12 protein-coding genes are annotated in these 11,268 nt (G+C 54.1%); 5 read left to right on the top strand and 7 right to left on the bottom strand.

The window, feature by feature from the left end; translation table 11 throughout:
- Positions 1-212 precede the first annotated feature (212 nt).
- On the bottom strand, positions 213-779 hold the full coding sequence (locus RSA72_RS04065; RefSeq protein WP_332622766.1) for an FMN-dependent NADH-azoreductase: 567 nt from the start codon (positions 777-779) through the stop codon (positions 213-215).
- A 56-nt stretch (positions 780-835) separates the two neighbouring features.
- On the opposite strand from RSA72_RS04065, the gene RSA72_RS04060 reads away from it, so the two are divergent.
- On the top strand, positions 836-1,015 hold the full coding sequence (locus tag RSA72_RS04060; RefSeq protein ID WP_332622768.1) for a hypothetical protein: 180 nt from the start codon (positions 836-838) through the stop codon (positions 1,013-1,015).
- 22 nt (positions 1,016-1,037) lie between these two features.
- Complete coding sequence (locus RSA72_RS04055) at positions 1,038-2,234, top strand: GGDEF domain-containing protein (protein WP_332622769.1); 1,197 nt, start codon at positions 1,038-1,040, stop codon at positions 2,232-2,234.
- 73 nt (positions 2,235-2,307) lie between these two features.
- On the opposite strand, the gene dsbD is transcribed toward RSA72_RS04055, so the two are convergent.
- The 4 genes from dsbD to RSA72_RS04035 form a co-directional block, all read right to left on the bottom strand.
- On the bottom strand, positions 2,308-4,110 hold the full coding sequence (gene dsbD, locus RSA72_RS04050) for a protein-disulfide reductase DsbD (protein WP_332622771.1): 1,803 nt from the start codon (positions 4,108-4,110) through the stop codon (positions 2,308-2,310).
- A 43-nt stretch (positions 4,111-4,153) separates the two neighbouring features.
- A complete protein-coding gene (locus tag RSA72_RS04045) occupies positions 4,154-4,933 on the bottom strand; it encodes a transporter (protein ID WP_332622772.1) in 780 nt (259 codons plus the stop codon).
- Between the two features lie 19 nt (positions 4,934-4,952).
- Positions 4,953-5,495 (bottom strand): ankyrin repeat domain-containing protein, encoded by a 543-nt coding sequence (locus RSA72_RS04040; protein WP_332622774.1) that lies wholly within the window; start codon positions 5,493-5,495, stop codon positions 4,953-4,955.
- A gap of 139 nt (positions 5,496-5,634) precedes the next feature.
- Positions 5,635-5,991 carry an HPF/RaiA family ribosome-associated protein gene (locus tag RSA72_RS04035; protein WP_332622775.1) on the bottom strand — a complete coding sequence of 119 codons (357 nt, stop codon included), beginning with the start codon at positions 5,989-5,991 and terminating at the stop codon, positions 5,635-5,637.
- A 498-nt stretch (positions 5,992-6,489) separates the two neighbouring features.
- On the opposite strand from RSA72_RS04035, the gene RSA72_RS04030 reads away from it, so the two are divergent.
- Both RSA72_RS04030 and RSA72_RS04025 read left to right on the top strand, forming a co-directional pair.
- Positions 6,490-7,221 carry an outer membrane protein OmpK gene (locus RSA72_RS04030; RefSeq protein WP_332622776.1) on the top strand — a complete coding sequence of 244 codons (732 nt, stop codon included), beginning with the start codon at positions 6,490-6,492 and terminating at the stop codon, positions 7,219-7,221.
- A gap of 95 nt (positions 7,222-7,316) precedes the next feature.
- Positions 7,317-7,820, top strand: a complete 504-nt coding sequence (locus RSA72_RS04025) for a GNAT family N-acetyltransferase (protein ID WP_332622777.1) — start codon at positions 7,317-7,319, stop codon at positions 7,818-7,820.
- Here RSA72_RS04025 and RSA72_RS04020 read toward each other — a convergent pair.
- Positions 7,812-8,294, bottom strand: coding sequence for a DUF1877 family protein (locus tag RSA72_RS04020; RefSeq protein ID WP_332622778.1), 483 nt, complete (start codon positions 8,292-8,294; stop codon positions 7,812-7,814). The two genes, RSA72_RS04025 and RSA72_RS04020, sit on opposite strands and share 9 nt — an antisense overlap.
- Before the next feature lie 257 nt (positions 8,295-8,551).
- Here RSA72_RS04020 and RSA72_RS04015 point away from each other — a divergent pair, with 257 nt between their 5' ends.
- Positions 8,552-9,256: a phospholipase D family protein gene (locus RSA72_RS04015; protein ID WP_332622780.1), complete on the top strand. Its 705-nt coding sequence runs from the start codon at positions 8,552-8,554 to the stop codon at positions 9,254-9,256.
- 66 nt (positions 9,257-9,322) lie between these two features.
- Here the strand turns inward: RSA72_RS04015 and parE are convergent, their stop codons facing one another.
- Positions 9,323-11,203, bottom strand: coding sequence for a DNA topoisomerase IV subunit B (parE, locus tag RSA72_RS04010; RefSeq protein WP_332622781.1), 1,881 nt, complete (start codon positions 11,201-11,203; stop codon positions 9,323-9,325).
- Positions 11,204-11,268: the final 65 nt, after the last annotated feature.

The following is an 11,268-nucleotide window of genomic DNA, read 5'->3' as shown; positions in this document are numbered from 1 at the left end:
AACAGGTTTCGCGGATGACAAATGCTTTTGGTTCTTTTGGCGAAACAAAAGAACCAAACGAACTCCCAAAATTCGATTTAAAAACGGTAAGACTCCGCCGTGAATAGTCCAAAAGGTGAAGAAGTTTACGGCGAAACTCCTTAACTGATTAGCATTAGCAGGCTGAAGCGAAGATCAGGAGAGAAGCTTCAGCTTAACTTACAGCGCCGGCATTAAATCGCCTGAATTTGCGCCATGGCATCCGCCAGCGCTTTATCTTTCAGCTCAGCGCCCATATTGACGCCTTCAGCGCGGATGATTTCCACATCACTCACGCCGGTAAAGCCAAATACGGTTTGCAGCAGGCCTTCCTGAAAATCGGCCGGGCTGTCTGCGCCGTAAACGCCGCCGCGGCTGCTGGCGATATAGGCTTTTTTATTTCCGGCCAGGCCCACAGGGCCATTTTCGGTGTATTTAAAGGTTTTGCCGGCAACGCTGATGCGGTCAATCCACGCCTTCAGCGCGGAAGACAGGCCGAAGTTGTACATGGCGGCGCCCACCACCACGACATCGGCATCCAGATACTGCTGCAGGATTTTTTCGCCTAAAGCGGCCTGCTCGGCATCCTGCCCCATCAGGATTTCAGCCGTTAAATGCGGAATCGGCTGCTGCGCCAAATCCAGATAGTCCACTTGCGCACCAGCATGCTTAGCCGTGAGCTGCGCAACAATCGCCTGGCTGAGCTGGCGTGAAACTGAAGCGCCGCCCATGATGCTGGAGTCAATATGTAAAACTTTCATGATGAAACTCTATTGCTGTCATTGCTTGATTAAGCGCAGTCTACAAAATTGCGGAAATGAAAGAATCATCAGCGTCAAAACACACTGTTTTAAATATGCAACAATGCCGCGCGCCACCCATTCCAAAACAGAATGCGGCTAAAAAACAGCCATTATCAAGCCTGCAAAAGCGTGCTATTTTATTTTTAAAAGGACTTGCGGTCTGCGCCAGCGCCAAGAAAAAAAACCGCAAATAGCATAAAAGGCAGGCTTTAACCCATGAAGATAATGCCCCCGCTGCGCAAGGCTGCACTGAAGCAAAAAATCGCCAAATATCTGCTGGAAGATGAAGCGGTGGTCAACTGGAGTATCGTCAAAAAATGCATGCTGATGCTGACTCTTGCGGCGGCCGTTCTTCTCAGCAGAATCCTCTGGAAAGCCTATGTGCTGCTGTCGCCTGAGCTCTGGCAATGGGTCAATGTCCCGCTGCTGAAATCCCAGCTGGCGCTGAATGCGCTGTCCTTCCTGCTGCTGCTTGCACTGCTCCGGCTCTGCCATGCCGGGCAGCGCCGGCGCTGGGTTCAGCTCGCGCTGCCGTTTTTATCGGTCGGCCTGTTTGTCATCTCGCTGTGCCGCGAAGGCTATTTAATCGGCATCCTCAGTCCCGCCGCCATGATTTCCTACGTCAGCCTGGCCGCAGTCGGGCTGGTGCTGCTGCCGCGCAGCATCGTCTACAGCGCCTTTATTCCCGTCACGCTGTACTTAGCCGGCTGCGCGTATTTAAGTTATGCCAATGCTGTGCCCTACGCCCCGCTTTTTCATCTGGACAGCCGCAGCTATTCCAATGCGTTCTGGCTGCTGTCCATGCTGTGGTTTATTGCGCCGATCCTATTCACCTGCCTGGCGCTGCTTGAAATCCTGCTGAGCCAGTGGCGCCACCGCGAACAGCTGATTCAGGAGCTCAGCCAAACTGACCCGCTGACCAGCCTGTTCAACCGGCGCAGCATCAATCAGCGCCTGGAGCATCTGCACCAGAATGCAGGCGCGGGCTATGCGCTGGTGCTGCTGGATCTGGACCATTTTAAGCAGATTAATGACCGGCATGGGCACAATAAAGGCGATGAAGCCCTAATTAAGGTCAGCGCAATTCTGCGCCAGAATCTGCGCAGCAGCGATGCGGCCGGCCGTTTTGGCGGTGAAGAATTCATCCTGATTCTGCATGAGTCGGCGCTGGATCAGGCGCTGCAGGCGGCTGAACGCTGCCGCTCAGCGATTCAGCAGATGGAACTGCTGGGGGACGACGGCCATCCGATTCAGGTTACCGCCAGTTTCGGCATCGCTGCCTCAAGCCCGGACATGCGCCCGCAGCAGCTGCTGACTCAGGCCGATAAAGCGCTGTATGAGGCCAAGGCCTGCGGGCGCAATTCGGTGCGGGTTTATTTGGCGCAGGCCGCCCGCCCCGCCGCAGGCATTTAAGGCTGCGCTTCATCAAAAGCAAGGCCGAAGGCTTTCAGCAGCTGGAATAGCTTTTAGCGGCCATCACGCATGATTATTTTCCGGAACCTTCAAAGCGCTGCAGCTGCTGCAGCAGTTCGGCTTCAGTAAAGGCGCCGGTGAGGCGCAGCCCGCGGATTTCCTGATGCGCGCCATCCAGAAACAGATAGGTCGGCGGCCCAAGAATCTCCCATTGGCTCAGCAGCGCCTGATGGGCGGCGTCATACTGGCTGAGGTCCAGCTTAATCAGATAATGCGGCGCCAGCGCCTGCTGCACCTGCGCGGATTTTAAAATCCGGTGCTCAATCGGCTGGCAAGCCACGCACCAGTCGGCGTAGACATCAATCACGGCGCTCTGCCCGGCCGGAATCTGCGCCAGCAGCTGCCGGAATTCGTCAGCGGTCCGCGCCTGATGCCAAACCGCCTGAACCGCAGCCTGTTCGCTGAAAAAGCGCTGGCTCTGCTGATACTGGCTGTACGCCAGATACGGCGCCGCCAGGCAGAAGCACAGGATATAAAGCCATTTCAGCTGCCCGCTGCGCCCGAAAATGCGCCGCAGCAGATAGGCTGCGAAACTCAGCTGCAGCGCCAAAGACAGCCACTGCATCCACGCTTCGCTCAGCAGCGGGCGGACAAAATACAGCGCCAGGCCCAGCATGATAAAGGCGAACAGCACCTTAATCTGATTCATCCACTGGCCAGCCTTCGGCAGAATGCGCGCGCCCAGCACGCTGGCCAGCAGCAGCGGCGTGCCCATGCCGAAGCCCAGGGTGAACAGCAGCAGCGCGCCTTGCCATTGGCTCTGGGTTTGCGAAATAAACAGCAGCGCGCCCGCCAGCGGCGCGGTCATGCAGGGGCCAACCAGCAGGGCGGAAATCATGCCCATCACCGCGGCGCCCGCCAGGCTGCCGCCTTTCTGCACCGACTGCACGCGGTCCAGGCGCTGCACCAGCGCCCGCGGCAGCTTAATTTCAAACAGCCCGAATAAATTCAGCGCAAAAACAACAAACAGCAGGCTGAACGCAATCAGCGTAGACGGCTGCTGCAGCCAGCGCTGAAAATTCAGGCCTGCGGAAGATGCAATCAGGCCCAAGACTGAATAGACCAGCGCCATGCTGCAGACAAAAGTCAGCGCAATCATCCAGGCTTTCATGCCTTTGCTGTCGCGCACAATCAGCGAGGTGAGGATCGGCAGCATCGGCAGCGAACACGGGGTAAAGGCCAGCAGCAGGCCCAGGCCGAAAAACAGCAGCAGGCCGTACAGCAGCGAGCTTTGCGCCAGCGCTGCTGACCAGACCTGATCCTGCGCCGCCGGGCCGGCGGCTGCGGACGGCTGCGCCTCAGCAGCATCACTGGCGCCATCGCGCGGCGCCAAAGCGCTATTCTGCTGGGCGCTGCTGCCGGCTAGATCCAGCAGGCGCTTGGCGGCATGGCCTTGATTCTGCGCGCTGACCAGCCCGCCGGCATCGGTCTGAAAAGTGATGCTTTGCGGCGGATAGCATACCCGGTCCTGCGCGCAGCCCTGCCATGTCACCTGATACTGCTGCGATGCCTGCGTGGGAATATGCAGCTGCAGCTGCTGATAGTACACCTGCACCCGGCCATAATTGTCATCATGCAGCGTTTCCGCTGGCGGCAGCTGCAGCGCGACCGGCTGGCTGCCCTGCCTGACTTCAATTTTATGCCGGTAAAGATAGTAATTCGGCGGCATTTTCCAGCTGAGTTCAGCTTCCTGAGCGCTGCTGGAAATGACCGTCAAGGGAAAAGCTTCTTCTGAAGAAAGCAATGCCGGTTCTGCCTGCAGCGCGGCGCTGAAGGCCAGCGCTGCAGCCATTGCGCCATAAGCGGATATGTTCATGCCGATGGATTCATCCTGAGAAAATCAAATGCGGGGCAAGCGGTTAGAATAAATATGAGATGCCCAGCCCGGACTGATAGCTTTTATTTTTGCCGTTCAAGTCCAGGGCAATGCCGGCATCCAGCTGCATGCGCTGATTCACGGCATAGATTAAGCCGCTGCCCAGCGCATATTGCCTGTCTGCGCTTTCCGCTTTGCGGAACACAAACTCTGAATAGCCGGAAAGCTTGCCGGCAATTTTATATTCGATGGCTGGAATGGCGGAAACCGCCCAATTGCTGTTCTGCGCTTCATAGCGCATGGTAATTGAGGTCGCCAGCAGCTCGCTGTAATCATAAGAAACCGCAGAGCTGAGGCTGTAGATATCATCGCCATTGCTGAAGCCGTCATTGCCGGTGGCCAGAACGGCTTCGGCCAAAAGCGCCATAGACAGCTTGTCATCGTCCAGATTGACGGCTTTTTTCAGTCCGATGCTGACATCGCCCAGGCCGTCCTGTTCCGCGCTGCGCCCGCCGGTTTTGGTTTTAGACCAGGACGGGCCTTGCCAGCCCAGCTGCAGCTCAAGATCTTTGGCCAAGCCGGTGCGCAGCAGCATGTCGCCGTTTAAAGTCAGGCTTTTGGTTTTTTGGCCATTGGCATCCGCGCTTTCCAGATAGGCCGCGCTGGGCAGGCCCTGCTCCCACGCCAGCTGGCCGACTGGGGCAATGCCTGTGCCGAAGCCTGCGCCCGGACGGTCAAATGAAAAATCCGCGGCCAAAGTATATGAGCTGGCGCCGGCCAGCGCAGCGAATCCTAAAGTTTTGAGGGTTGTGCTTACAGTCATGCAGAATCTCTTGTATTAATTAAGCTAATTCTTTTGTCATTTTTGCGCCGCGGCTGCGCAGAAGTTCCAAGGTTTGCTTTTCTTCCTCCAGCGACTCAGACCAGTCAATTTCATCAAAATCGCAGTCAAAGAATAAATCGCTGATGGATGAAAGGATGGTCAGGCCTTCTCCGTCCTTGGTATTCGGATTGACCTTTTCTTCCAGCAGGCGCTTGACCGCCGGCGCGCAGGCGGAGCTGGCGGCGTCCCATAATGGGCCGTACAGCTCTTCCGCATCCCACAGGTGCAGATTCACTTTAGCCTGAATCAGCGCTTCCAGAATTTCCAGATGCACCGCAAGGCGCTCCTGCTTTTGCTGCCCGGATAAAGGCGCCCCGGCTTCATAGGCTTCGCAAATTTCTTCCCACCATTTGAACAGCCCGTCAGACCAGACGGAAACCGCAGGGCCTTTTTCAAAATCAATAAAATTCGGATTCAGGCCTTCCGCTAAAAGAAGCTTGACCTGCGCCAGATTCTGTTCTTCTAAGGCCTGCACAAAAACCTGCTGCTGCGCTGTTAACATGAAGGAAACTCTCTTGAAATTATTATGCTCTATTATGCCGAATAAACTGCTGTTTGTTTTGATGATAATGTAAAGCCGGCGCAATTTTTCCAGCCATAAAAAAAGCCCCGAAGGGCTTTTTTAACGCGGGTGAATCGGCTTATTCTTCTTCATCCGCTTCGGCAAATGCAGGCTGAGCAGCGCGAGGGTTTTCATTTTTCTCAAACACATGCTCCAGGCTGCGTTTCAGGCGTTCAATTGCGCCGTGAATCGCCGTATCAACATTATGGCCTCTGTGGTTTACCACCACAGGCTTTAAGCCGGCCGGGCGCGCTTCGATCATGCACTTGATGTCGTCGCTGCCGCCTTTATCCCCATTTTCATCGCTGAAATGCACCGAAAAGTGAGTAATGCGCTCACTGTGGCGCTGGAATTCCTGATTCAGTTCTGCACGAACGTACTCAATTAAACGGTCACTATTCTGAATGTTCTTATCTGTACGGATTTCAATGTTCATAATATCATCCTCTAACCATCTGGATTATCTACAAAATATTGTGCAAAACTTTCTTATGTCGGCACACTTACACTGGCTGCCTTACGCAGCGCAGAACATCTTCAACTTAGTTTGGAACGCTGTCCTCCACATTGAATAATGAACACTTTACAGCCTGCAGAACTGTGTCCTTATACTTTGAATATCGGGCCTAACTGAAAAATATGCAAGCGCTATTTTTATATTTTTTAAAATCCCATACAAAACTTAAGCATTTATTTGCATTGGCGCCGGCTGGGCAGCTGCAGCGCATCGCCGCCCCGGCAGGCAGGCGCCTGACTTGCGCAGAATACTGCTGTTTTATAATAATTTTTTTAATGAACCATTTTCATCCCGGCTTGAAAGCCGGCTGCCCGCTCCCGCAAAGCAGGCGGATTTTTTGCTCCGCCAGTCATTTTTGACTTTATTTTTGCTAAAGAATCTGTATGCTTTCACTGCTTCTCGGGGGAGACATTTTTCATGAAACTTACACAATTCACAGCTGCCTGCGCATTTGCTTCAGCGGCTGCATTCACGCAGGCCGCGCCAATTTGGCAGGACTTCAGCCTAACTGGCCTTTATGGTGAAAACTATGAGGTGGTTAACGAGCAGCAGTCGACTTTAACTGTTGAATATGCAGCTAAAGTAAAATATGCAGACGTCTTCTTCTTTATGGACCGCATGCGCGGCGGCGATGACAATAAAAGCACCTATTTTGAGCTGGCGCCGCGTTTAAGCCTAGGCGAAATTTCCGGCCAAAAGCTGGCTGCCGGCCCGATTAAAGATGTTTTGATCGCAACCACATGGGAAGGCAACCAAGACGGCTTCGGCAATGACTTTGACAACTTCCTTTACGGTATCGGTTTTGATCTTGCCATCCCGTATACGCAGTATGCCAGCGTAAACTTCTACCGCGCGAACAATGAACTGCAAAAAGATGACTATCAAATGACCATCACTTACGGTGTGCCATTTAAATTAGGTTCTGAAGATTTCCTTGTAGACGGCTTCCTGGACTGGTCAACGGCTGAAAAAGGCGATCACGCCAGCGAACTGAACTGGACAACGCAGTGGAAATGGAATGCCGGCAAGCATATTTCTCCAGATACCCGCCTGTACCTGGGTGTTGAACATTCGGTATGGAACAACAAATTCGGCGCTTCAGGCAAAGACGAAAACAACGTCAGCGCATTGGTGAAATACCACTTCTAATACGCCTTCCGGCTGTAAAAAAAGCAAGACGTCAGTCTTGCTTTTTTTATGCGCAGCGCATCCAATAAAGGCCTGTTTTCCATTTTGATATTCCTATGCCTTTCATCATCCGTCCGGCAGCGCAGCAGGACCTGCCCGCTGTGCTGGCAATTTACAATCATGAAGCGCTGCACGGCTTTGCCACATGGAATGATCAGGCTTATGGCCTGGAAACTTTTCAGCACAAGCTGCTGGCCCTGCAGGCGCAGGATTTCCCTTTTCTGGTGATTGAAGATCAGGAAAAAATGCGCATCGCCGGCTATGCCGATTACGCAGCCTTCCGGAATTTTTCCGGATACCGCAGCACGGTTGAGCATTCGGTCTATATTGCGCCGGACTATGCACGGCAGGGGCTGGGCAAGCGCCTGCTGCTGCAGCTGATTGCGCATGCCCAAAGCCGGAACGTGCATGTCATGGTGGCGGGCATTGACCACGGCAACGCCGCATCAATCGCCCTGCATCGGCAGCTCGGCTTTGCGCAAACCGGCTACATGCCGCAAGTCGGGCAGAAATTCGGCGAATGGCGCGATCTGGTGCTGATGCAGCTGCGGCTAGATTAATTTTTCCGGGCGAATTTTGTCCTGAATCACGCTTAATACCGCCCAGTTATGGTGCGCCGCGTCGCGGTAAAAATCCTGCAGCTGCAGATAGATCAGTTTCAGCTCAGCCAGCCGGAGCTCCTGCGCCAGCGCCTCGGGCGCGGTATTCACCACGGCAAACTGATAGCGCTTTTTGACTTCATCCACCGTCAGGCGCTGCAGCGCCTGCTGCAGCTCGGCCACCCGGACCACGGTATTGTAGCGGACGGCTTCCGGGTGGCGCAGCCGCTCAGACAGCGGATGCTCCGCCTGAATGGCGAATTCCAGCGCCGGCTGCTCCGCCGGATGCAGGGCCTGATTCAGGGTTTCCCAGGCTGTGCCCAGATAGAGTGACTGGCGCATGAATGCAGAGTCCAGCACATCCTGAGGGCTTTCCGCCTCTAAAATTAAAGTTTCTAAATCATTCGGGTGAATTAGGAATAACACGGCTTCCATTTTTTCTCTTCTAGTTATGGCGCTGATTCAGCTTAACCTGTTCAGTATAAAAGATATGCTGAAAAATTGTATATCGGCAGAGCAGCGCCCAGCAATACGGCCTGCAGCCGGAGCAAAGCGCTGCGGCCGGCTGAAGCGCGCTTAAAAAACAGCAGATAAATAGCTGCTTTTTATAGATTTGCTATTGTGCAGCATCCACCCAAGGCGTTAATGTCCTGTAATGCAAGCATTCATTAAAAAAGGGGGAAAAAATCATTATGGCAAAGTTTTTAAACACCAGCGCGACCAATTTCTTTTTAGAAGAGCTGATTAAAAATGCCAAAGAGCGCCTGATTCTGATTAGCCCGTATTTGCGCCTCAATGACCGCATCAAAGAGCTGCTGGAAGATAAAGACCGCCTTAAAATTGATATCCGGATTGTTTACGGCAAAAGCGACCTGCATCCCGATGAAATCAAATGGATGCAGAAACTGGACTATGTCCGCCTGAGCTTCTGCAAAAACCTGCATGCGAAATGCTACCTGAATGAGTCCGAATGCATCATTTCCAGCTTGAACCTGTATGAATTCAGCCAAGTCAACAACAATGAAATGGGCATTCTGGTGCGCAAATACGAAGATCTGGAAGTGTTTAAAGAAGCCTATGAAGAAGCGCAGCGCATCATCCGGATCAGCGATGAAGTCCGCATCACTTTAGATGAAATTAAAGCCGAGGCTGCCGTGCAGGAAGCGCCGAAAGCTGAAGAAAGCGCGCCTTTTTCCAAGCTGACCACAGCAAAGCTTGCAGTCAAATTAGGCCTGAAAACTGCTGAAGCCTTTGAAAAGCTGATGGCCAAGGGCTATCTGACCCTGACTGAAAACGGCAAGCATTTTCTGACCGAAACCGGCAAAACCGCCGGCGGCGAATTCCGCACAGGCCAATACGGCGCCTATTTTCTCTGGCATGAAAATACCGAACTTTAACATCCTGCACTGCGCAGGAAGGGGCTGAAAAAGATGCCTGAGCAGCAGGCACAGGCATCCAGACGGTTAAACCGCCAAATCAGCCAGATTGCCTTTCTGCTCCAGCCAGTGCTTGCGGTCACTGGAGCGCTTCTTGGCCAGCAGCTTGTCCAGCAGCCCTGCGGTAAAGTGCATATCGTCCAAGTCCAGCTGCACCAGGCGCCGGGTATTCGGGTCCATGGTGGTTTCACGCAGCTGGCTGGCGTTCATTTCGCCTAAGCCCTTAAAGCGGGTAATTTGCGGATTTTTAGCTTTGCATTTTTTCAGAATGCCTTCGAGTTCATTATCATCCAAGGCGTAATGCACATCTTTGTTGTCGTCAATCCGGTACAGCGGCGGCATGGCGACAAACAAATGCCCCTCTTCCACCAGATTCGGGAAATGCCTGACAAACAGCGCGCACAGCAAGGTGGCGATGTGCAGGCCGTCAGAGTCGGCATCGGCCAGAATGCAGACTTTGCCGTAGCGCAGTTCCGACAGGTCATCGCTGCCGGGGTCTACGCCTATCGCAATGGCGATATCATGCACTTCCTGAGACGCCAGCACCTCATCTGAAGAAACCTCCCAGGTATTCAGGATTTTGCCGCGGATCGGCATAATCGCCTGAAAATTCTTGTCGCGCGCCTGCTTGGCGGAACCGCCGGCAGAGTCGCCTTCCACAATAAACAGCTCAGATTCTTCCAGCGTATGGCCAACGCAGTCCGCCAGCTTGCCCGGCAAGGCCGGGCCGGACACAATTCTCTTGCGCTCGACTTTTTTGGCCGCTTTCAGGCGCCGCCCCGCTTTGGCAATCGCCAGTTCGGCCAGCTGCATCGCAATCTCGGAGTTCTGATTCAGCCACAGCGCAAAAGCGTCTTTGGCGATGTTCAGCACCACGCCCGCGGCTTCACGGCTGGACAGGCGCTCCTTGGTTTGGCCGGAGAACTGCGGCTCCTGAAATTTCAATGACAGAATATAGTTCACGCCGTCCCAGACATCTTCCGCCGACAGCTTCAGATTGCGCGGCAGCAGATTGCGCAGCTCGCAGAACTCGCGGATGGCATCGGTTACGCCGGAACGCAGGCCGTTGACATGGGTGCCACCCTGCGCGGTGGGAATCAGGTTGACATAGCTTTCCTGCACCTGCTCGCCGCCTTCAGCATTCCAGCAGATGGCAAACTCGGCGCTGGCGCGTTCCGCCTGGCCCGAGGCGACAAATGCCGGCGCCGGCAGAATCTCGCGGTCCTGCAGCTCATCCATCAAATAGTCAACCAGGCCATTTTCAAACTGCCATTCAATTTTTTCGCTGTTGATCTGATCGATGTAAATGATCTGCAGGCCGGCAGCCAGCACCGCTTTGGCTTTCAGGTTGTGCTTCAGGGCTTTCAGGGCGAATTTCGGCGAATCGAAATATTTGGCTTCAGGCCAGAAATGCACAAGGGTGCCGCTGGCGCGCTTCGGCGCCTTGCCTTCCAGCACCTGCAGCGGCGCGGCCGGTTCACCCTGTTCAAAGGCCATTTTATACAGGTTGCCCTGACGCTGCACTTCAACTTCAACCCGGGTCGACAGCGCGTTCACCACCGAGATGCCCACGCCATGCAGGCCGCCGGAAAACTGGTAATTGTCGGTGCTGAATTTGCCGCCGGCATGCAGCTTGGTCAGAATAATTTCAATCCCGCTTTGGCCGTACTCGGGGTGAATATCCACCGGCATGCCGCGGCCGTTGTCTTCCACCGACAAGGAGCCGTCTTTATACACCGTCACGGTAATTTTATCGGCATGCCCCGCCAGCGCTTCATCAACGGCGTTGTCAATCACTTCCTGCGCCAAATGGTTGGGGCGGGTGGTGTCGGTATACATGCCCGGGCGGCGGCGCACCGGGTCTAAGCCGGATAAAACTTCAAGCGATTGAGCCGTATATTGCGTCACGTTGCAAAATTCCCTGCATTCTGGTTAAAAACATTCATATCAAGCGCTACAGTATATTCTTTTTG

The organism is Acinetobacter sp. (assembly GCF_036659555.1).
Classification (GTDB): domain Bacteria; phylum Pseudomonadota; class Gammaproteobacteria; order Pseudomonadales; family Moraxellaceae; genus Acinetobacter.
The sequence above is the reverse complement of the archived record's forward strand: the minus strand, read 5'-3'. Positions and strand labels throughout refer to the sequence as shown.